Annotated in this window: 15 protein-coding genes; 7 read left to right on the forward strand and 8 right to left on the reverse strand. The window is 60.2% G+C overall.

Annotated features, from left to right (window positions below; translation table 11 throughout):
• Nucleotides 1-265: 265 nt before the first annotated feature.
• Together SANT_RS12140 and SANT_RS12145 are read right to left on the reverse strand one after the other, a co-directional pair.
• Nucleotides 266-2362, reverse strand: a complete 2097-nt coding sequence (locus SANT_RS12140; RefSeq protein ID WP_025422567.1) for a peptidase domain-containing ABC transporter — start codon at nucleotides 2360-2362, stop codon at nucleotides 266-268.
• Entirely contained in the window at nucleotides 2352-3629 is a 1278-nt protein-coding gene (locus SANT_RS12145; protein ID WP_025422568.1) for an HlyD family secretion protein, read from the reverse strand. The genes SANT_RS12140 and SANT_RS12145 overlap by 11 nt, the downstream gene beginning before the upstream one ends.
• A gap of 739 nt (nucleotides 3630-4368) precedes the next feature.
• Between SANT_RS12145 and SANT_RS12150 the strand changes: the two genes are divergently transcribed.
• On the forward strand, nucleotides 4369-4596 hold the full coding sequence (locus SANT_RS12150; protein WP_025422569.1) for a hypothetical protein: 228 nt from the start codon (nucleotides 4369-4371) through the stop codon (nucleotides 4594-4596).
• A gap of 83 nt (nucleotides 4597-4679) precedes the next feature.
• Here the strand turns inward: SANT_RS12150 and SANT_RS12155 are convergent, their stop codons facing one another.
• The gene (locus SANT_RS12155) at nucleotides 4680-5942 is read right to left on the reverse strand and encodes an MFS transporter (RefSeq protein ID WP_025422570.1); all 1263 of its coding nucleotides are present in this window, start codon (nucleotides 5940-5942) and stop codon (nucleotides 4680-4682) included.
• Nucleotides 5943-6515: 573 nt separating this feature from the next.
• On the opposite strand from SANT_RS12155, the gene SANT_RS12165 reads away from it, so the two are divergent.
• The 4 genes from SANT_RS12165 (at nucleotide 6516) to SANT_RS12180 (ending at nucleotide 10897) form a co-directional block, all read left to right on the forward strand.
• A complete protein-coding gene (locus SANT_RS12165) occupies nucleotides 6516-7307 on the forward strand; it encodes an ABC transporter ATP-binding protein (protein WP_025422571.1) in 792 nt (263 codons plus the stop codon).
• A gap of 21 nt (nucleotides 7308-7328) precedes the next feature.
• Complete coding sequence (locus SANT_RS12170) at nucleotides 7329-8291, forward strand: ABC transporter substrate-binding protein (RefSeq protein ID WP_025422572.1); 963 nt, start codon at nucleotides 7329-7331, stop codon at nucleotides 8289-8291.
• The gene (locus SANT_RS12175; RefSeq protein WP_200867247.1) at nucleotides 8288-9301 is read left to right on the forward strand and encodes a FecCD family ABC transporter permease; all 1014 of its coding nucleotides are present in this window, start codon (nucleotides 8288-8290) and stop codon (nucleotides 9299-9301) included. The genes SANT_RS12170 and SANT_RS12175 overlap by 4 nt, the downstream gene beginning before the upstream one ends.
• Nucleotides 9302-9430: 129 nt before the next feature.
• Nucleotides 9431-10897 (forward strand): EmmdR/YeeO family multidrug/toxin efflux MATE transporter, encoded by a 1467-nt coding sequence (locus tag SANT_RS12180; protein ID WP_025422574.1) that lies wholly within the window; start codon nucleotides 9431-9433, stop codon nucleotides 10895-10897.
• A gap of 276 nt (nucleotides 10898-11173) precedes the next feature.
• On the opposite strand, the gene SANT_RS12185 is transcribed toward SANT_RS12180, so the two are convergent.
• Complete coding sequence (locus SANT_RS12185; protein ID WP_025422575.1) at nucleotides 11174-11812, reverse strand: transglycosylase SLT domain-containing protein; 639 nt, start codon at nucleotides 11810-11812, stop codon at nucleotides 11174-11176.
• Nucleotides 11813-12298: 486 nt separating this feature from the next.
• Between SANT_RS12185 and SANT_RS12190 the strand changes: the two genes are divergently transcribed.
• On the forward strand, nucleotides 12299-13051 hold the full coding sequence (locus SANT_RS12190; RefSeq protein WP_025422576.1) for a response regulator: 753 nt from the start codon (nucleotides 12299-12301) through the stop codon (nucleotides 13049-13051).
• Here the strand turns inward: SANT_RS12190 and SANT_RS12195 are convergent.
• From SANT_RS12195 to SANT_RS12215, 4 genes are all read right to left on the reverse strand, one after another.
• A complete protein-coding gene (locus SANT_RS12195; RefSeq protein WP_025422577.1) occupies nucleotides 12983-14053 on the reverse strand; it encodes a carbohydrate kinase family protein in 1071 nt (356 codons plus the stop codon). The genes SANT_RS12190 and SANT_RS12195 overlap by 69 nt on opposite strands.
• Before the next feature lie 548 nt (nucleotides 14054-14601).
• Nucleotides 14602-15525: an ABC transporter substrate-binding protein gene (locus SANT_RS12205; RefSeq protein ID WP_237234690.1), complete on the reverse strand. Its 924-nt coding sequence runs from the start codon at nucleotides 15523-15525 to the stop codon at nucleotides 14602-14604.
• Nucleotides 15526-15613: 88 nt separating this feature from the next.
• Nucleotides 15614-16603 (reverse strand): ABC transporter permease subunit, encoded by a 990-nt coding sequence (locus SANT_RS12210; protein WP_025422580.1) that lies wholly within the window; start codon nucleotides 16601-16603, stop codon nucleotides 15614-15616.
• A gap of 10 nt (nucleotides 16604-16613) precedes the next feature.
• Nucleotides 16614-18125 carry a sugar ABC transporter ATP-binding protein gene (locus tag SANT_RS12215; protein ID WP_025422581.1) on the reverse strand — a complete coding sequence of 504 codons (1512 nt, stop codon included), beginning with the start codon at nucleotides 18123-18125 and terminating at the stop codon, nucleotides 16614-16616.
• 142 nt (nucleotides 18126-18267) lie between these two features.
• Between SANT_RS12215 and SANT_RS12220 the strand changes: the two genes are divergently transcribed.
• Complete coding sequence (locus SANT_RS12220; protein WP_081730460.1) at nucleotides 18268-20907, forward strand: ATP-binding protein; 2640 nt, start codon at nucleotides 18268-18270, stop codon at nucleotides 20905-20907.
• Nucleotides 20908-20998: the final 91 nt, after the last annotated feature.

The raw sequence follows: 20998 nt of genomic DNA on the forward strand, positions 1-20998 counted from the left end.
CTCACGCGGTCGCCGGCCTCTTTCCCGCCGGCGGGCGAGAGCACCCTGTTCACGGCCGCCGCGCGTCGTTAGCGCACCCTGCTCACGGCCGCCGCGCGTCGCTAGCGCACCCTGCTCACGGCCGCCGCACGTCGTTAGCGTGCCCTGTTCACGGCCGCCGCGCGTCGCTAGCGCGCCCTGTTCACGGCCGCCGCGCGTCGCTAGCGCGCCCTGTTCACGACCGCCGCGCGTCGTTAGCGCGCCCTGTTCACGGCCGCCGCGCCGCTTAGAGCGTCAGGATCCTATCGGCTGAGCGTAACGTTGACTCCCGGTGCGCGATAATCACCCGCGTGATACGCATCGTTTTTATCGCTTGATTTACCGCCTCTTCACTCGACTTATCCAGATGGCTGGTGGCTTCATCCATAAACAGGATCGCGGGTTTGCGATACAGCGCGCGGGCGATGAACACCCGCTGCTTTTGCCCGCCGGAAAGCCCCTCACCCAATTCGCCGATCGTCGTGTCGTAGCCCATCGGCATCGCCATAATGGTCTCGTGTATATGGCCGGCGCGCGCGCAGGCTATCATCCAGGCTTCGTCCTCACAGGGACCGAAACCGCAAATGTTCTCCCGCAGCGATCCTGAAAACAGTTTGTCGTCCTGCATAACGCAGGCGATCATCTGGTGATAATGGTTCAATCCCAACCGATAAATATCAATATCGTTGACTTTAATAGTGCCGGTGTCGGGGGGGAACAACCCGCACAGCACTTTTACCAACGTGGTTTTCCCGGCGCCCGACGGCCCGGCTATCGCCACGCTTTCTCCCGGCGCGATGCGAAAGTCGACCTGGCTAAATACCGGCGGCGATTGGCTGTCGTATCGGTAACCGATTTTGTCCGCCGTCAGGGAGACCGGCCCGCTAAAAGCGTGTGCCGAGAGCAACGCCCCGCTAGGCGCCGGTGCGTGCAGGGCAATATCGGCGATTCGCTCGTTGTGCAAGCCCATCATCCTTAATTGCAGCACGAAACTTATCAGCGATGCCGTGCGATCGGAAAATTGCGCCCGAAACGCGCCGAACGCCACCATCATCCCGAGGGTCATTCGATTATCGATGACCAGCCGGGTACCCAGCCATAAAATGATCACCTGTTCACAAGCATTAATGAAGCCGTTCACGCCGTCAAAAAACAGCGTCATTTTGCTGACCTTGATCTGGGTATTAATTTTATCAATCGTCAAATTCAGCCAGCAGGTGCGGCGTCGTTCCGCCATGCCCTGCATTTTGATCGTCTGAATCCCGTACAGGGTTTCCATAAAATAGGAATTCGCCCGCGCATCGCGCACCAGTTCATCCTGGCTGAGCTGGCGATAGCTATCATAAGTGGCAAATCGGATACCGATGTAGAGCAGGGAGAAACCGCCCACCACCCAAACAAGATGCCCGCCGTAAAAGACCATCATCGCGGCCGCTCCAGCGACCATCATCCCATCCATGACGGCGCCGACCACGCTTTTGGTGAAAGTGGCGCGCAACACATCCAGCGAGGCAAAACGGGCATGTATGTCCCCAAGCTTTCGCCGTTCAAAATAGGTTATCGGTAAGGTTAACAAATGCGAAAACAGTCCCGCCTTCCATTGCACATCGATAAGCGTCCCCATGACCAAAGACGACCAGGCGCGGATCAGGCCGATTGCCGTACGCAGCAAAATGAAAACCAGCAGGCCGGTGCAGATAAGCATCAGCAGACCGCCATCGCCGGCCGGTACTACCTGATCCATCACCAATTGCGTGCCTACCGGCATCAATAGATTAATCGTCTCAATCACCAGCGACAGACAACCTATCTTGATGAGCGCGGGGACCAGGCCTTTCACCCCCCGAATTAACGCCCGCAGGCGCAGTCCGGGCGACGGTGTTTTGGCGGTAAAATGGCTACCGGGCCAGACTTCCAGCGCCACCCCGGTGAAATGTTTCGCCAGCACGTTAAGGGGAATGCTGCGCCGTCCCCGTGCCGGGTCATGAATAATCAGCCGCTGACGGCGCGCTTTTACCAGCACGACAAAATGGCTGAAGTCCCAGTGCAGGATACAGGGTAATTTCAGGCGCGGCAGGTCCTCAAGCTCAAGGGAGAGCGCGCGGGTGACCATCTCCAACTGACCGGCGATGCGCTCAATCCCCGCCAGGGTGGCGCCGCGCGACGACAGCGAACAGCGGTGACGCAAGGAAATAAGGTCGACCGGATTGCCGTAATAGCCGCAAATCATGGACAGACAGGCGAGGCCGCACTCCGCGGTTTCGGTTTGATGGACCAAAGGTACGCGCTTAAAAAAGCCGATATCCAGATTTTCTCTTAAACGGTCCCATTTTTTAGGGTTCATTCACGGGCCCCATGACGCTGCGCTGCATGGTGAAAACCGGTGATAACATCCACTGATAAATTCTCCTCTTTTCAAGAAATAAGGTGACCTGCGCTTTCATGCCGGCTTTCAGAGACCTATTCTCGCCGTCGTAAAAAACAGTCCGTTTATCCGGTTTAACCACTACCTTGTAATAGGGAATCGCCGTTGACTGCGTATTTCGGGGTGAGCCGGGGTAGGTGAGCATTTCCTGCGCCGTTGCGGGGGTTTTGGTCACCACGTCGATGATCCCGGAAAAATAACCGAACTTCTCCGCCGGAAAAGATTCGTAATTCACGTTAACGCGATCCCCTACTGAAATAAAAGGAATGGCCTCGTTCGGCACCCAGAGGACCAAAAAGTAATCGTCTATCGAACGCGGAAGAATTTGTACTAAGCTATCGCCGGCGTTGACCATCTGGCCGACCGTGACGCTGAGGGAGTCAATGGTTCCATCACCGTGGGCGCGGATAATAATAGCCTCCCCCGCCTCGTTTCGCGCCAGCTCTTTTTTAAGCTCGTGGCGCTGCATTTCCAACTGCTCAATCTGATTGGCAAACTCCGCCGACTGCGTTTGTATACGGCTTTCCAACAGCAGAATTTGCAGTGCGTTTTGCTCACTCAGGCCGCTGAGATTCAGTAAATTGTTTTGCTGCTGATAATATAATGACGTCTGGTGCGTCAATTGATCTTTGGTGATTAATCCCCGTTGCTGATAGCGGCGGTAATTTTCCATATTCTCCTTCATGAGGGTCACGCCTTGCTCCGCCTGCCGCATAATCTCAGCGGAACGCCGGTAGGCGGCCGTATATTGCGTTTTCTGTTGCGCCAGCGAAGCAAGCGCGATCCGTTTATTCTCTTCGAGTCGACCCATCATGGTATGCAATGTGGCAAGTTGCTTGTCGATTTCCCGCCGCTGATTTTCGCTAACAATGCCGGCCGGGGTACGTTTACTGACATCAAGCAGATAGAGAGGAGAGCCTTTGGTCACGGCCTGCCCCTGCGAGACATAGCGCTTAACGACATAACCCTGTACGGAAGAATAGACGTTTATCGCGCGCGGCGATGTGGTGACCTCGCCCAGCACCTGAATGCGGCGCGCATAAGTGCCCATCATAATCAGCGCGATAAGCGCGGCGAAAACGCTAAGGCACGCGCCGGCGATAAGCCAAGCTGGAATACCGGGCAACAGCAGCGCTCGTCCTTGCCACTGCCTTTTTCGATTTTCAATCGCTTCCTGGCGAAACACACACTACCTCCTTAGCGCTTCTGGTTAGCTCTACAGCGAATCACCACGCATCACATCCTCCCCCGCGCTTTTCCCCTGACAGCAATCATTTTCCTGCATATCATGGGAAGTCACTCCGCTTGCCGGTATTTTTTATAAAATCATTCAAATCGTAATTGATAAATTAGGCTTTATCCGGCCAGCGAGGCTCGAGCGCTTTATCGGCCTGTTGGAAAATATATTTAGCCTTTATCACGGGGGAAGTAAAACTCTTTTACGCTGCCATCGACGGTCGATACTGAATTTGACTTATCATGGCAATCGGGTTTTTTACTTATTGTTTTTTGTTTGTCACAACGAACAAAACAATTATTTTTCCCAACAATCATCCTGCCCGCATGTTTTATTTTCAACATCGCCAACGAGGTAGAAAACACTTATAGACAAATGTCGTCGTCCGTGGGAAATTCCATTTCGGGTTAGCAAGGTTAATGGGATAGAGAATACCACCATTGCTTTCCCGATTTATTATCCGCCCGGCCATCTCTGTCGTAATATTGAAATAGGCCACGTTGACGAAAAGCCTTACCGGTTATTGCAGAAGCGATTTACTTACGCAAAGGGCCACGCCATTTTAACGCGGGTAAATGTAGAAGCGGTGTAATAACAGCGGCGAGCGCGACACGGTAGCGTGCGGCTTATTGAGGCGGAATGGCGCCGGGCATCTCAGAACTACCTTGGTTACGATAAGGACTTAACTATGAAAGAACTTAATGCGATGGAAATGCAGGCCGTCTCGGGTGCGGGCATGTACGGCGACGCGGGCGCCGTATTGGGCAGTCTCATTGGCACTCTGGTGGGCTGCGCCTATCCGCAGGCGAGCGCCGCATCGGGTACCGTTCAGACCCTGGGCCAAGACATCGGCCTCATGATCGAAAAAGGCATCGATTTATATCAACACCACTCAGGCAATCCGCAACACGCCTAAAAACTGAAGCCGCCCGCGGGCGGCTTCCTTCCTCCGGCGCCCGTTACTGCCATCACGCGGGCGACGTTTTGCCGAAAAACGGGCTAGAGCGTGTCCGTGGCCCCTTCGTTGAACGTCGCCTCTTTATCCAACCGCTGGCGCCGCCGTAAACCAGGGAACCACGCCATCCATAATCCCACCACCAGCAGGGTACCGATGCCCCCCAGCGCGGCGGCCGGCACCGCGCCCAGCCAGGCGGCCAGCATGCCGGATTCAAACTCGCCCAACTGATTGGACGTATTGATGAAAATCGAGTTGACCGCGCTCACCCGGCCACGCATATCGTCCGGGGTATCCAGTTGTACCAGCGCAGCGCGGATCACCATACTGACCATATCAAAAGCGCCCAGAGCAAACAGCGCCAGCAGCGATAGCCAAAGTACGGTCGACAGCGCGAAGACCAGCGTCGCGAGCCCAAAACCGGCCACCGCGGCGAACATGATCATGCCGACATGGCGCTCCAGCGAGCGGCGGCTGAGCCACAGACCGACCAGCAGCGCGCCCACCGCCGGCGCGGCGCGTAACAAGCCGAGTCCCCAGGGGCCGGTATGCAAAATATCCTTGGCGAAAATCGGCAGCAGCGCGGTCGCGCCCCCCAGCAGTACGGCAAACAAATCCAGCGAGATAACCCCCAGCACATCGGGCCGCGCGCGGATGAATTTAATTCCGGCAAACAACGTAGCAAAGCTGGCCGGTACCCGGCGCGGCGGCGCCTGCTCGTAGCGTAATTGCGCCACCATCACCACCGCCAGCAGATACAGCAACCCGGCCACGGCATAGACCGTCGCCGGGCCCGCTACGTACAAGAACCCGCCCAAAGCCGGCCCCACCATCATGGCGGCTTCGCCGGCGGCGGCGTTGGCCGCCATGGCGCGGGTGAGGATCGGCGCCGGCACCAGCGCCGGCAGCATGGATTGCAGCGCCGGCGTTTCCATGGCACGCGCGGTAGAGATGATAAACACCAGCCCCAGAATAACCCACTCATCGGCGCGGTGGAGAAAGGTAAGCATCGCCAGCAGAAGGATGGCAACCCACTCGGCCAACTGGCCGAACAGCACAATACGCCGGCGATCGTATTGGTCGGCGACATGCCCGGCGTACAGCGCCAGCGCCACCGAGGGTAGAAACTGCGCCAGGCCGATAAGGCCGAGGTCTAGCGCGCGGCCGGTCAAAGAATATATCTGCCAGCTCACCACGATGGAAAGCATTTGGAAACCGAAGCTGGAACAGGTGCGCGCCAGCCAGAAGGCGACAAAAGAACGGTGACGAAATAACGAATCCGAATTGCCGGAAGCGGTGGAAGACATGACACATCCCGATGAATAAAGTCATCATGCGGCCCGCGGATCGCCCCGCCCCCTGCCGCAATTTTAGCTGAATCTTAACGTAATTCGCCGGCGAATGTTACCACCATGTTAACCTTTAATGCTCTTCATCCAGTACCTATTGCTTACAAAACGTTTCAGCCATCGGCCGCCGCTCGCGGCCATCGCAAACTTTGCTGGCTCGCGATGCGCGCCAGGACAAAACGCGAGACCAGACGCCGAGACAAAACATAGTGCCTGATGATCACTCGCCATTCGGCACAAAAAACGGATCAATAAGCAGCGTAACGACCTGTCGTCAAGCAACGCGGCGCACGGCATCGGGCCTGACATGGCAGGCGCGACAACGTCTGGCTCTACCTGAGGTACGCCCTCAGATTTAACCTGCGCGGCGGCGCCCGGCTCAGCCCTATGGGGCGCCATAATAGCCAGCCCGCTACGGCGTTTAGGATATGACGCGCAGGCCAGCACCAAGAGGGCGGCAAAAATCGCTGGCCACACTCCATGCGTAATGATACGTTATAACATAACATTCACGGTTTCTTGTTTCTCATTATGACGCTCTTATCGCCCCCCTTTCTGCTAGAGCTGCACTCGCTCAAAGTTGACGGCAGCGCACGCCGCCCGCTTTTAAGCGATATCTCCTTTACCCTCGCCGCCGGGGAACGGCTGGCGGTGATCGGTCCCAATGGCTGCGGTAAATCGACCTTACTCAAAACCCTGGTCGGGGAGCGGCGGATCGCCGGCGGCGAAATTCGGTTGGCGGGCCAGCGCCTATCGGCCATCAGCCGCCACCAGCGGGCGCAGCGCATTGCCTATCTTGCCCAGCACGATGAGGCGGATCCGGGGTTACGCCTTGAGGACTATGTCGCCCTCGGTCGCCTGCCGCACCACGCGCGCACCACGCTAGCGCAGGATAGCGCCATTATCCGTCTGGCGATCGCCGATGTCGGTCTCGCCCACCGTACGCACGCGCGCATCGGCACGCTTTCCGGCGGCGAACGTCAGAGAGCCGCGCTGGCCCGCGCGCTGGCGCAAACGCCGCAGCTGTTGTTGCTGGATGAACCGACGAATCATCTGGATCCGCTCGCCCGCGCGCGCTTATTGATGCTGGTGCGGCAAAAAGGCATCGCTACCATCGCCGTGTTGCATGATTTGCCGTTGGTGGATCCCTTTGCCGATCGGGTGCTGGTGCTGCGGGAAGGCCAGACGGTCATTTGCGCGCCGCCGGACGCGGCGCTGGCGCCGCCTATCATGATGGCGACCTTTGGCTTGGAAAGCTACACCCTTGCCCATCCCCAGACCGGGCTACCGGTCCGCTTTTTTGCCGCGCCGTCCGGCGCCTGATTTTGTTAACAGGAAACCTGTATGAATACCGTATTGCGCATCGCTACTGTTCTCGTTGCTCTGCTGCCCGCCGTCGCGCTGGCCTCCGGCTTTCCGGTCACCGTGACCAGCTGCGGCCAACCTCTCACTTTTGACCACGCCCCCCAACGGGCGGTCATTAACGATGTGAACATGGCTGAAATGGCGTTCGCGCTGCGGCTGCAGCCGGCTATTGTCGGTCTCACCGGTATCACCGGTTGGTATAAAACCACGCCGACTTTTCAGGCGCTGCGCGGGGCGATTCCCGAGTTGGCGCCTAAATATCCCGCGCTGGAAAACCTGCTGGCGGTGCATCCCGACTTCTTCTTCGCCGGCTGGAATTACGGCATGAAGGTGGGCGGTGATGTGACCCCGCCGACGCTGGCCCGCTACGGTATCAAGACGCTGGTGCTGAGTGAAAGCTGCATACACGTCGACGGCCAGCAGCCGCGCGCCAGCATGGCGTTGCTTTATCGCGATATCCTGACGCTCGGCAGTATTTTCGGTAAACGGGAGCTGGCGCAGCAGAAGGTCAGCGAATGGCAAGCAACGTTGGACGAGGTGGCGCACCGAATCGGTAAACGTTCCCCTTTGCCGGTGTTCGTTTATGATTCCGGCGAAGACAAACCCTTTACCAGCGGCAAATACGCAATGCCCACCGCCATCATCGAAGCCGCCGGCGGGCGCAATATCCTTGACAACCTGCCCATGAGCTGGGGCACGGTAAGCTGGGAAACGGTGGCGGCGAGCAAGCCGGCGTTCATCATTCTGCTGGATTATCAAGCCAGCGGCAGCGCGGCCACGCTGCGCCGCTTTCTTGAATCCCATCCCCTTATGCGCGTTACCCCCGCGGTACGGCAGCACCGTTATCTGGCGCTGCCGTACCAGGCGTTAACGCCGGGACCGGCCAATATCGACGCGGTGCGCGCGCTGGCGCGTGCGCTGTATCCGGACGCATTTCAATGATCACCTCCCGCCTGGGCTATGCCGCGCTGCTCTGCCTGATGGCGTTGCTGGTGGCCGGGCTGATGATAGCGGGCATCATCGCCGGCACGGTAACGCTTCCGGTACGGCAGGTGATGGCCGCCCTCACCGGGCGGGAAGCCTGGGTGCCGGACATGGTCGCGCGTATCGTCATCGATCTGCGTCTGCCGCGTAGCGTACTGGCCGCCGCCGCCGGCGCCGGGTTGGCAATGGTGGGCGCCTATTTGCAGACCGCAACCCGCAACGCGCTGGCGGACCCTTTTTTATTCGGTCTCTCTTCCGGCGCCTCGGCGGGCGCGGTGCTCATCATCACCCGTTTAGGCGACAGCCTGGGTCAGTGGTCGCTGCCCCTGGCGGTGTTCGCCGGCGGGATTACGTCGGCCTTGGCGGTCATCGCGCTATTTCTATTGCAGGCGACGCGCGGCGCTGACCGGCTGGTCATCTGCGGCCTGGCTATCTCGTTTTTGTTCGGTGCATTCACCCATTATTTGGTGTTTTCCGGCGATCAGCGTGCCGCCGGCGCGTTGCTGTTCTGGACGCTGGGAGGGCTGGGGCTGGCCCGATGGGATAATCTGCCGTTCGCCCTGCTGCCGTTGGTCATGCTATTTGGTCTGCTTGGCCTGCGCTGGCGTTCGCTGGACGCCTTACTGGCCGGCGAAACCGTGGCGCTGTCGCTGGGCGTAGCGGTCATACGGCTGCGGATGGAAATCTTCTTGGTTTGCGCGCTGGCCACGTCCCTACTGGTAGCGCTCACCGGCGTAATCGGTTTTGTGGGGCTGATGATCCCCCACCTGGCCAGGCCATTATGCGGGATCCGCCACCGGCGCGTGCTGCCCCTGTGTGCGCTGCTGGGGGCCGCCTTGCTGTGCGGCGGCGATCTGCTCAGCCGGCTGCTGATAGCGCCCCAGGAGCTGCCCATCGGCATTATCACCGCCGGTATGGGGGGCTTTTTCGTGCTGAGCCTATTATTGCGCGGGCATCGACCCGGCTAACGCGGACGCACAACCGCCGCACCCAATTGAAACCCCGTGCCGTTTGGTCTAAAAAGGTTTTGCATATTAACATAAAGACAACCATCATTATTTAAGCATTCGGCCACTTCTCACAACGCTGGGACTATCTTGCAAAACATCAAAGACTCTGTGCTGCACGCCATCCAGCGTACGCCCTGGTATGCCAAACGGCGTTCCTATCGGGTGCTGTTCTGGCGTGAAATCACCCCGCTGGCGGTACCGATTTTTTTCGAGAACCTGTGCGTGCTGCTGATGGGGGTATTGAGCACCTTTCTGGTCAGTTGGCTAGGCAAAGAGGCGATGGCCGGCGTCGGGCTGGCTGACAGTTTCAATATGGTGATCATCGCCTTTTTCGCCGCGGTGGATCTGGGGACCACGGTGGTGGTGGCCTTTAGTCTGGGCAAGCGCAATCCAGAGCGCGCCCGCGCCGCCGCGCGCCAGTCACTCGCGCTCATGACCGTGCTGGCGGTGCTGATGGCGATAGTCATTCAGTTCTACGGCCACCACATTATCAATGTCATCGCCGGAAACGCCACGCCGGAAGTCAAGGCGCTGGCCCTGAGCTATCTGCATATCAGCGTCTGGAGCTACCCCGCCGCCGCGATTGCGCTTATCGGCAGCGGCGCGCTGCGCGGCGCCGGCAATACCAAAATACCGATGCTTATCAACGGCGGCATGAATATTCTCAATATCATGATTACCTCGGTGCTGATTTATGGCGTGTTTTCCTGGCATGGTCTGGGCTTTATCGGCGCCGGGCTGGGCCTGACCATTTCGCGATATATCGGCGCGGCAGCGGTTATCTACGTGCTCATGACGGGCTTTAATCCGGCGCTCAAAATTTCTCTAAAGAGCTACTTCAGCCGTCTGAACACTAACATCCTGATGGAAGTGCTGGGCATTGGCATCCCCGCCAGTATCGAGTCGGTCTTGTTCAACGGCGGCAAGCTGCTGACCCAGGTATTTGTGGCGGGGATGGGAACCAATGTGATTGCCGGCAACTTTATTGCCTTTTCCATCGTCTCGCTGATTAATCTGCCCGGTAACGCGCTCGGTTCGGCATCGACCATTATTGTCGGCACCCGGCTCGGTAAACGCCAAATCAGCCAGGCGGAGCGCCAGTTGAAACATATTTTTTGGCTCTCCACGCTGGGATTGTGTGCGCTGGCGCTGCTGTCGGCGCCGTTCGCCGGCCTGCTCGCCGCGTTCTACACCAACGAGGCGGACGTTATTTCGGTGGTGAAAATGCTGGTGTGGCTCAATGCGGCGTTCATGCCCCTTTGGGCGGCTTCATGGGTACTGCCCGCCGGGTTGAAGGGCGCGCGCGATGCGCGTTTCACCATGTGGGTGTCGCTGCTGGGAATGTGGGGCTGCCGTATTGTCGCCGGCTACGCGCTGGGCATCATGTTGGGCATGGGCGTGGCCGGTATCTGGCTCGGCATGTTCCTTGATTGGCTGGTTCGCGGCCTGCTGTTCTATTGGCGGCTCACCAGCGGCCGCTGGCTGAAAAAGTACCCCCGGATCCGGCCGACGCCCGACGAGAGCGCCGCGGTTTCGCCCGCACGGCGGGCATAGCGCCGCTAAGCGCTATCCGGCCGCCGTGCAGGGGTCGTTACGTATAGGGCCCCGCGTCAGCGCATCGCCAGGTAGGCGTCGTTACGTATAGCGCCTCGCGTCAGCGCATCGCCGGGTAGGCGTCGTTACGTATAGCGCCTCGCGTCAGCGCATCGCCGGGTAGGCGTCGTTACGTATAGCGCCCCGCGTCAGCGCATCCCCGGGTAGGCGTCGTTACGCATAGCGCCCCGCGTCAGCGCATCGCCGGGTAGGCGTCGTTACGTGTAGCGCCTCGCGTCAGCGCATCGCCAGGTAGGCGGTATTCACTTTCCATAGATAGCGCGGCGCCTGCGGCGCGGGGTGCTTGCGCTGCACATGCTGGTAGAATTGCTGCGGCGTCATGGCATTAATCTGCGCAACGGCAGCGTCGCGGTTGGCGGAAAAGGTGCGCAGCAGGGCGCCGGCGCCATTGACATACGCCACCGTCAGCGCATAGCGCCGGGTTTCCGGGTTGCTAATGCCCGCCAGCTGTTTCTGCAACAAGGATAAATAGGCGGTACCGAGGTCGATATTGGTGGCGGCGTCCTTAAGTTCATGTGTACTGGGCTGACCGTGGCGCCCTTTCAGCCGATAGGCATCGCGTCCCGCGGTGGACGCCTTGAGCTGCATGAGCCCGATGGCGTTGGATTTACTGACTACCGACGGATTGTAACCGGACTCCACCTGAATAATGGCTTTCACCAGCGTTTCATCTACGCCATAAATGCTGGCGGAATCGTGAATGTAATCGCTGTATAACCCCGCGGGCGGCGTTACCGGCATCAGCAGTTTTGAGTCAGGATGGGTGGTCAACGCCTGCCTGGGCGGCTCTGGACTTTGCCGAGCGCAGCCGGTCAGCAGCAGAGCGACAATAAGACCAATAGAATGTCGTTTCACCGTTCCTCTCTTGGTAGGATTGCACCTGCTGGCCTGACGGGCGGGGGTCGCCGCGACGGGCCGTCTGTTCGCCAGGGAATATTGGCCTCACTTTTTTGGCATGCCGAGCGGGTGAAGTCAATCATTTCACGGCGTTTTTACCCAGTTAAGTGCCAAAAATGCGGAGTATTCCGTAATTTCGGTACCAACGCGGCACGACAGCTTCCCCCGCCACCGCCTGCGCTCCCCATTTCTGACACTTTTCATGGCGCCGGGGGTCCACGTCCCCCTCGTTGCGCCGGCGGCGCACGCATCTGTCGTGCCGGACGCACGCCGTCCGGCGCCGGCGCACTTGTACGCCGCCGCGCCCGCCTCCCGGGCCGACCCGACTGACAAAACCGTCCCCGGCAGCGACAGCCCTCACATTTCCGATTACCGGTCCCCCTGCCCGCATTCGCATCGGGTACACTATTTTGTAACGTGTTCACAACATTTAAGGTTACCGAGATGAAACCCGCCATACTGGTAATAGATGACGATGTGGCCATCTGCGAGCTTCTCAACGATGTGTTAAGTGAACACGTTTTTACCGTCTATACCTGCCACCAGGGCTATGAAGGGTTGTCTTTACTGCAACAGCATCCCGATATCGCGCTGGTGCTGCTCGATCTGGTGCTACCGGACACCAACGGCCTGCTGGTGCTCCAGCAGCTACAGCGGCTGCGGCCCGATTTGCTGGTTATTATGCTAAGCGGGCTGGGCGCGGAGTCGGATATTGTGGTTGGCCTGGAGATGGGCGCCGATGATTACATCGCCAAGCCGTTCACGCCACGGGTGGTGGTGGCGCGCGCCAAAGCGGTGCTTCGCCGCAGCGGCGCGCTGGGGCTGGATTACCGCGCCGGCGCCGAGGGCGTCGGTTGGCTGTTCAACGGCTGGCGTCTGGATGAGCAGCGCTGCACCTTGTTTAACCCCCAGCGGCAGGAGGTGCTGCTGACCCAGGGCGAATATCAGCTACTGCTGGCGATGGTGCGACACGCGCGCACCGTGCTGACCCGCGACCAACTGCTGGAGTTGACCCATAGCGAAACGCTGGACGTCTTTGACCGCACCGTAGACGTGTTGATAATGCGCTTACGCCGTAAAATCGAAGCCAACCCCCACCAGCCGATGCTTATCCGCACCATCCGCCGGCTAGGCTATGTTTTCGCAGCCGACGTCACCCGGCCCGGCCCGGCGCTCCTCGCCAGCCGCATCGCCTGACGCGCAGCGCGCCATCTCCGCCTGCATCGCCGCCAGCGGGCGAATGCCGTCGATCGCATTGGCGGCCCGCAGACAAAAATTGGCGCAGGTATGGCCCAAGCGGAGCGTCTCCGCCAACGGCCAGCATTGATGGCTACCATAGAGCACGCCGGCGCAGAAAGCATCCCCCGCCCCAACGCTGCCGACAATCCGCCGCGCGCTGAGGCGCCATGAGGGCAGCCATAGGCCCGGTTGACCGGGCTCTTGCCCCCAGGCGCCCTCTGGCGCATGGATGACCACCCGGCGGCGTACGCCGAGCCGTTGCAGTTGGTCGGCGGCCTCGGCAACGATAGCCTCCACCAGCCCGCCGCGCTCGTCGCGCAGCGCAAGGCCGGTGAACTCCCCCGCCTCCAGCTCGTTAATGATGAGGTAATCAAGCCAGCGCAACGCCGGCAGCACCTGTTCACGGTAATGCGGGCCGCCCTGACGCGACACCAGATCCAATGAAGTCAGATACCCCTGACGCTGCATGGCGGCCAGCAGCCGGGCGCTGCGGGTACCATAGCGTTCGTCGGCGCTATCCAGACGTTCCAGCAACAAAAGATAACCCAGATGAAAAATGCGATGGCGGGTATTCAGGCCGGCAAACGCATCCAAATCAAGCCGGCGGTTCGCGCCCGGGGCGTAAAAAAACGTGCGTTGCCCGCCCGGCTCCGTCATCACCTGACTCATCGAGGTCCGTTCAAGCGCGGTGCGGCGAACCCGCCGGTTATCGACGCCGTGCGCATCCAGTATGCGGCAAATCAGATCGCCATCGCTGTCCTCGCCGACCAGGCCGATCGCCGCCAGCGGTAGCGATACTTTCATTTTCGCCAGCGTCAGTAGCACGTTAAGCGGCGAGCCGCCGGTACTTTTCTCGCTGCGGGTGATTTCACTCAGCCAGCCCGGCCGCGGCCAGTCGCTGATGTTATGCACATGGTCCACCAGCATATTGCCAGCCGCCAAAATTCCCTGCCGTTCCATGGTTGGTGCTCCTCAGGCTTAGCCCGCCCTGCCTCATCGTTTTTTCGCCGCGCTCCGCTTCTATGCCCTTATCCCGTAGGCAGCCTGTCGGCGCGTTCTCCTGCGCCGCCGGCCACAGGGAAGGCGCGCGGCGATTATCTCCTGCACCGCCGGCGGCCTACCGGTCTCTTCACTTTTCCAACGGCTGTTAGCATAGCGGCGCGAGGCCTATCTTGATCGCTGTTACCTGAACCGCCATACAACGCCCACGGCAGTTTCGCCGCGGCGCGTACAGCGGCCCATCAGGCAAAATCGCGTTAAGCTTGCATGGGGTTAAGCGCGCGCATGACCGGCGGACTGGGGCATGGGCCCTAGCGGCGGTGGCAAAGGCGATTACGGTCGCCTTTGGCGCATTGAAACCGCCCACCGTTTACCCTTCCGGTACGCCTCATCGGCGCCGGCCTGGGACGCGCCGGACGTGTCAGATGCGCCGGCCGGCAAGCCCGGCGCTATCCTGCCAACGGATAAACCGGCGCTATCCCGCCGGCCGGCGCATCCGGTGCGCAACGCTATTTCACGGTCCAGCCTTTATACTGATTGACGCTGGTGCGGTCGATGAGCGTGACCGGGATCAGCACCGGCTGTTTCGGCGCCGGTTTACCCTGCAAAATGTCATAGCCGATCTCCACCGCTTTCGACGCCATCACCTGCGGATCCTGCGCCGGCGTGGCCACGAACAGCGAATTTTGGCGTTTTAGCGCCTCTTCGCCGTCCGGCGAACCGTCGACGCCGACGATGAAGAACTCCTTGCGCTGCGCCTGTTTAGCGGCCAGATCGGCGCCAATGGCGGTGGGATCGTTAATCGCAAACACGCCGTCGATATGCGGATTGGCCGATAATAATGAGGTCATCACTTCCAACCCCCCTTCGCGGCTGCCCTTGGCATTCTGGTTATAGGACAGCAGTTTGATAGCCGGGTATTTTTTCAGCTCGGTCATACAACCTTCCACCCGGTTCTGCACCGCCGACACCGGCGGTCCATTAATGATTACCACGTTGCCCTTTTGTTTTAGACGATCGGCAATATAATGGCAGGCCATCGCGCCGGCCTGGGTATTATCGGAGGTGATGGTGGCGTCCGCGCCCTCGGCGGCCACGTCCACCGCCACCACCACAATACCGGCATCGCGCGCGCGTTTCACCGCCGGGCCAATACCTTGGGAATCCGCGGCGTTAAGGATAATCATGTCCACTTTCGCCGCGATAAAATTATCAATCTGCGCCACCTGCTGCCCGAGATCATAGCCGCTGGACACCAGGGTCACATTGACTTTGTCGCCGGCCAGCTCCCGCGCTTTACGCTCCGCGCCTTTAGTTATCTGCACGAAAAACGGATTGGCCAAATCGCCCACCGTCACGCCTATCGATTTTAACTCTTTACCCTGCGCCAGCGGCGCCGTCAGTAGCGTTGCGGCGGTCAGCATACCGCCCATAATTGCATTAAAACGCATCGTTGTTCTCCCACAGAGCATAATGTTATCGCCGACAGCGCAACGGCGTACCCGTGACCTGTTACTGCCGTTAACCGGCCTGATGATGGCGGGTGCGATATTTATCAATCAGTACCGCGATGATAATGACCGCCCCTTTGATCACCAATTGCCAGAAATAGGAGACGCCCATCAGCGTCATACCGTTGTTGAGCGTGGCAATAATCAACGCGCCCACCAATGTGCCGGTGATGGTGCCGATACCGCCGACAAAGCTGGTGCCGCCCAGGATCACCGCAGCGATGGCGTCCAGCTCATAGCCCACGCCCAGGTTGCCGTTGGCGCTGTAAAGGCGCGAGGCGCTCATTAATCCGGCGAGCCCGGACAGCAGGCCGCTGGCGGCATAAACGAACAACAGCACCGCGCCGACTTTAATGCCGGTGAGCCGCGCCGCCTGCATGTTGCCGCCTACCGCGTAAATATGAATACCCAGCGTGGTGCGGCGCAGAATAAACCAGCACAGCGCAATGACCGTAAACGCCAGAATAATCAGCCAGGGCAGCGGGCCAAGGTACCCGTTGCCGATCCACTCAAAATTGATATCGGCATTGATGACCGTGGTACCGTCCGCCAACAGATACGCGGCGCCGCGCAGAGCGGTGTAGGTGCCGAGCGTGACGATAAACGGCGGCAGCCCCGCCCAGGCCACCAGCACGCCGTTAAACAGCCCCATGATCAATCCGGCGGCCAGCGCCGCGGGGATGGTCAATCCCGCCCACGCAGGGTTAAGCGACACCAGCATAGCCACCACCGCCGTCGTGCCCAGCATAGAGCCCACCGACAAATCAATGCCGCCGGTCAAAATGATGAACGTCATCCCCGCCGCCAGCACGATGTTGATCGACGCCTGGCGGGTAATATTGAGCAGATTGGCGTCGGTGAAAAAATTCGGCGTCACCACGCCGAACACCGCGACGATGACGATAAGCATCGGCAGGATGCCGACGCTTTGCAGGATATCGCTCCATAGCGCCCGTTTGAGCCGGGGAGGCGCGCCCCGTGACGATTCAGTGGCTGGCATGCGTTACTCCTCATGCGTTGGCGGTTAAGGGAAGATCAACGCCGGTGGCCAGCGTCATGATTTTTTCCTGACTCATGTCGTCGCCGCGCAATTCGCCGGCGATAGCGCCTTCGCGCATCACGTACACCCGATCGCTCATCCCCACCACTTCGGGCAATTCGCTGGAAATCATCAAGATGGCCACCCCCTGGCTCGCCATGTCGTTCATCATGCGATAGATTTCGCTTTTCGCGCCGACATCGACGCCACGGGTGGGCTCATCGAGCAGCAGGATACGCGGGCGGATAGCGACCCAGCGCGACACCAGCAGTTTTTGTTGATTGCCGCCGGACAGGCCCCCGGCTCTCACTTGCGCATGCGGCACGCGGATCTGTAGCGCGTCGATAGCGCCGGCGGAAATGCGCCGGGCCTTGGCGCGGTTGATAAGACCGAAGCGCGCGTCGCGCGTCAGCGTCGGCATGACAATGTTTTCATGGGCCGCCAATTCGAGAAAGAGCCCCTGCTCTTTACGGTTCTCGGTGAGAAACCCGATGCCCAGGGCGATTGCCGCGCGCGGTGATCCGATGCTGACCGGCCGGCCGTCGAGGGCTATCTGGCCGCCGGTTTTCTCGCGTACGCCGAAAATCAGTTGCGCCAGCTCCGAGCGCCCCGCCCCGACCAAACCGGCCAGCCCGACGATTTCCCCGGCGCGGACCTCCAGACTGCACGGCCGGACTTTACGGCCGTCGGTCAGCGCCTCCACCGTCAAACGGGGCGCGCCGCCGGCCGCCGCCGGCGGTTTATTAAACAAATCGCTCAGCGGCCTGCCGACCATCATCCGCACCAGCTCGCTGGCGGACAGTTGCTCGCGTGTCAGGGCGCCGACGTAACGGCCGTCGCGCAGCACGCTGACGCGATCGGACAAGGCGTACACCTCCGCCATGCGATGGCTGATATAAATAATCGCCATTCCCTCCTGCCGCAGCCGTTTGATCAACGCGAACAGCTGCTCGGTTTCCCGCGTCGACAGCGCGGCGGTCGGTTCGTCCATCACCAGAATTCGGCTCTGTCGGTGCAGAGCGCGGGCGATCTCCACCTGCTGCTGCTCGGCAATGCTAAGCCCCATCACCCGATCGCTGGCGCGAAAGCGCGCGCCCAGCCGGTCTAGAACCTGCTGCGCCGTCTGCACCATCTGCCGACGGTGGACCAGCCCGGCGCGGTGAATTTCGCTGCCGAGAAAGATATTTTCCGCGACGGTGAGATTGGGGGCGAGATTCAGCTCCTGATAGATCAAGGTAATGCCGGCCGCCAAAGCCTCTTTCGGTCCTTTTATCAGCTGCGGCTGGCCGTCTATCAAGATCTCGCCGCTGGTCGCCGGATAGGCGCCGGCGAGGATCTTCATCAGCGTGCTTTTGCCCGCGCCGTTTTCACCCATCAGCGCATGCACTTCGCCGGCATACACCGTCAAGTTGACCTCTTGCAGCGCATAAAAATGACCAAAGCGGCGTGAAATGGCTTTCATTTGCAATAGCGGAGTCGTCATGCTGCCCTCGCCTGGATAGGGGATGCAGGCAGTAGAACATCGTTAAATAAATGTAAAATGTCAAACGTCATTCATCTTTGTCATAGTCCGGCGGCGGCGCCCCTTTATACTGCGGTTCTCGACGCCAGTGCGGAGCGGATTTATGGCCCTTGCAGCAATGCCTCCCCGATTACTCGCCGGCGCGCGCGGCCGCTTGCTGATGTTCAATCTGCTGGTGGTGGCGGTAACGCTGATGGTGAGTAGCGTGGCCATCATGGGATTTCATCACGCCGGCACGATTCAGGAGCAGGCGCAGGAGCGCACCCTGGATGATATGACCGGTAGCCTGGCGCTGGCGCGCGATACGGCCAATGTGGCGACCGCGGCCGTTCGCTTGTCGCAGGTTATCGGCGCGCTGGAGTACCGCAGCGAAGCCGACCGGCTCAAGCAGACCCAGCGGGCGCTACAGCATTCGCTGTCGGTTATCGCCGTTTCGCCATTGGCCCGCAGCGAACCAGAGCTGGTACGCCTGATAACCGAACGCAGCCTCACCCTGGAGCGCAGCATCGGCCATCTGCTCACCCTGAGCCATATTCGCCATTTACAGCGTAATCAGCTGCTGAGCGCGCTGTATCAGTGCCAATTAACCCTTGCCCACATTGATTTGATGATGCGGCGTCAGGGGGTGAACCAGCCCTCCGTTGGATTACGGCGCGAAATCGATCAATTACTCACTATCGCTATTGATACCCCCTCCCCCCATGCCGTGATGTTCCAGCTCGATCGGGTCATGGGCGAATGGCCCACATTAGCGGGCCCAGGCGGCGTACTGGGCGCCAAAATTCAGCAGTTTCGCGCCGGCCAGCGGCGGCTGACGCCGATTGCGCAGGCGTTGGACAACAGCGATCTGGCCATAGCCTTTTACACCTATCAAATCAAAGCGCTGGTGGCGATGCTTAATCTGGACATTACCCGCTATGTCGCCAAGGTGGCGCAAACCACCGAGCACCGGACCGAAGCCACCCATCGCGAACTGAATTCGGTCATTGCGTTTATCGGTTTGTTCGCGCTGATAGCGCTGGTGATAACCGGTTTTGCCGGGCTCTATATTTATCGCAATCTCGGCTCTAATCTTACCGCCATCGCCAGTGCGATGACCCGGCTGGCGAGCGGCGAGCGGGAGGTCAGCGTGCCGGCGCTCACCCGGCGCGACGAGCTGGGGGATTTGGCGCGCGCCTTCAATGTGTTTGCCCGCAATACCGCCTCCCTTGAGCAAACCTCGCGGCTGCTGAGAGAGAAAAGTACCCAATTGGAAACCACCTTTATCGCCATGCGCGACGGCTTCGCACTGTTCGACCGCGAGGGTAAGCTGGTGGTCTGGAATCCGCAATATCCGCTGCTGCTGGGCCTGCCCGGCGAGAGTCTCCAACGCGGACAGCAGGATTCGACGCTGCTAAAGTCCGTCAGCCATCAGGATGCCGCCTGGCTGGGCGAGCAGCGCTGGGAAGAGGCGCTGACGGATTTGCGCCGGGCGCTGCCGCAGCCGCAGGAGTTGCGGCTGGCGGACGGGCGGGTGATTGAGTTACGTTTTAGCCCGGTGCCCGGTCATGGCATGGTCAATACCGTGCTGGAACGCACCGAACGGCGCGCGCTGGAAGAAGCGCTGGTACACAGCCAGAAAATGAAGGCGGTCGGCCAGTTGACCGGCGGGCTGGCGCACGATTTCAATAATTTGCTGGCGGTGATTATCGGCAGCCTGGAGCTCACCGGCGGCTACGCCGCGGATGCCGCCGCCGGCCGACGTATCGCCCGCGCGCTAAAAGCGGCGGAGCGCGCGGCGCAGCTTACCCAGCGATTGCTGGCGTTCTCGCGCAAGCAATCGCTGTCGCCGCGGGCGGTGGATGTCGCCGCGCTAGTGGAGAGCCTGCACGAATTGATGACACATTCCCTGCTGCCGGGTCAGTCGCTGGTGATAGATGCCCAGCCGGGCCTTTGGCATGCCTGGATCGATCCCGGCCAGCTAGAAAATGCGTTAATGAACCTGGTGGTCAACGCGCGCGACGCCATGCAGGGACGTGATGGGGATATCCAGTTGCGCATCGTCAATCAACGCGTGGCGCGCAGCAGCGGCAAGCAGCAGGAGATGGTGACGCTTGAAGTCATCGATCAAGGCTGCGGCATGCCCCCCGACGTACGGGCGCAGGTGTTCGAGCCGTTTTTTACCACCAAGGCGGTGGGCAGCGGCAGCGGTCTTGGTCTCTCGATGGTGTACGGTTTTATTCGCCAATCCGGCGGTAAAGTGCGGTTGGACACCGCCCCCGGCCAGGGGACGCGGGTACAACTGCAACTGCCGCGCGCGCCGGCCCAGGCGCCCGCGCTGCCGCAGCCCCTGCCGGTGGTAGCGTCCAGCGAGGTGGAGCGTCTGGTATTGGTGCTGGAGGATGAAGAGGACGTGCGCCAAACGCTATGCGAACATTTGCATCAGTTGGGTTATCTGACCATTGAGTGCGCCGATGGCGAACGGGCGCTGAGCCTGCTGCGTCAGACGCCAGAAATTAATATGCTGCTAAGCGATTTGATGCTGCCGGGCGCGCTCAACGGAGTCGATGTTATCCGTCTGGCGATGCAACAGCATCCCGCGCTGGCGGTGCTGCTGGTCAGCGGTCAGGATTTGCGTCACCGTGTCGACGGCGCACTGCCGTTTTGCGAGCGGCTGGCCAAGCCCTTTAGCCAGCCGCAGTTGGCGCAGGCGTTGCGCCGCGCCTGGCAGCGCAGCGTCACCACCCGGCGGCGCAACGGTTAACGCCACCGACCGGCTTCCGCCCCTGGCGGATGACGGATAGCGTCTGGCCGCCGCCGCGGGCGCCCTTTGCTAATAACTGAGGACGGGGCAA

Source organism: Sodalis praecaptivus (assembly GCF_000517425.1).
Classification (GTDB): domain Bacteria; phylum Pseudomonadota; class Gammaproteobacteria; order Enterobacterales; family Enterobacteriaceae; genus Sodalis_A; species Sodalis_A praecaptivus.

Bases quoted from the DNA above. Each gene is read 5' to 3' on its own strand.
- SANT_RS12220 (WP_081730460.1), top strand. From the start codon at position 18,268: ATGGCCCTTGCAGCAATGCCTCCCCGATTACTCGCCGGCGCGCGCGGC.
- SANT_RS12210 (WP_025422580.1), bottom strand. From the start codon at position 16,603: ATGCCAGCCACTGAATCGTCACGGGGCGCGCCTCCCCGGCTCAAACGG.
- SANT_RS12140 (WP_025422567.1), bottom strand. From the start codon at position 2,362: ATGAACCCTAAAAAATGGGACCGTTTAAGAGAAAATCTGGATATCGGC.
- SANT_RS12195 (WP_025422577.1), bottom strand. From the start codon at position 14,053: ATGGAACGGCAGGGAATTTTGGCGGCTGGCAATATGCTGGTGGACCAT.
- SANT_RS12175 (WP_200867247.1), top strand. From the start codon at position 8,288: ATGATCACCTCCCGCCTGGGCTATGCCGCGCTGCTCTGCCTGATGGCG.
- SANT_RS12165 (WP_025422571.1), top strand. From the start codon at position 6,516: ATGACGCTCTTATCGCCCCCCTTTCTGCTAGAGCTGCACTCGCTCAAA.
- SANT_RS12155 (WP_025422570.1), bottom strand. From the start codon at position 5,942: ATGTCTTCCACCGCTTCCGGCAATTCGGATTCGTTATTTCGTCACCGT.
- SANT_RS12215 (WP_025422581.1), bottom strand. From the start codon at position 18,125: ATGACGACTCCGCTATTGCAAATGAAAGCCATTTCACGCCGCTTTGGT.
- SANT_RS12190 (WP_025422576.1), top strand. From the start codon at position 12,299: ATGAAACCCGCCATACTGGTAATAGATGACGATGTGGCCATCTGCGAG.
- SANT_RS12205 (WP_237234690.1), bottom strand. From the start codon at position 15,525: ATGGGCGGTATGCTGACCGCCGCAACGCTACTGACGGCGCCGCTGGCG.
- SANT_RS12150 (WP_025422569.1), top strand. From the start codon at position 4,369: ATGAAAGAACTTAATGCGATGGAAATGCAGGCCGTCTCGGGTGCGGGC.
- SANT_RS12170 (WP_025422572.1), top strand. From the start codon at position 7,329: ATGAATACCGTATTGCGCATCGCTACTGTTCTCGTTGCTCTGCTGCCC.